Origin of the sequence: Paenibacillus xylanilyticus, from assembly GCF_013359935.1 — a bacterium.
Lineage (GTDB): Bacteria > Bacillota > Bacilli > Paenibacillales > Paenibacillaceae > Paenibacillus > Paenibacillus xylanilyticus.
Genome location: NZ_JABMCB010000172.1, coordinates 1 through 235, shown reverse-complemented (window position 1 = coordinate 235; position 235 = coordinate 1). Strand labels below are relative to the sequence as shown.

The 235-nt window shown below is 56.6% G+C and carries 1 rRNA gene; it reads left to right on the top strand.

The window, feature by feature from the left end:
- Positions 1–235 (top strand): 16S ribosomal RNA (locus HP552_RS10015); the annotation flags it as partial.

Sequence of the window (235 nt, the reverse complement as noted above, 5' to 3'; positions counted from 1 at the left end):
GTTAGCGGCGGACGGGTGAGTAACACGTAGGCAACCTGCCCTCAAGCTTGGGACAACTACCGGAAACGGTAGCTAATACCGAATACTTGCTTCTTTCGCCTGAAGGAAGCTGGAAAGACGGAGCAATCTGTCACTTGAGGATGGGCCTGCGGCGCATTAGCTAGTTGGTGAGGTAACGGCTCACCAAGGCGACGATGCGTAGCCGACCTGAGAGGGTGATCGGCCACACTGGGAC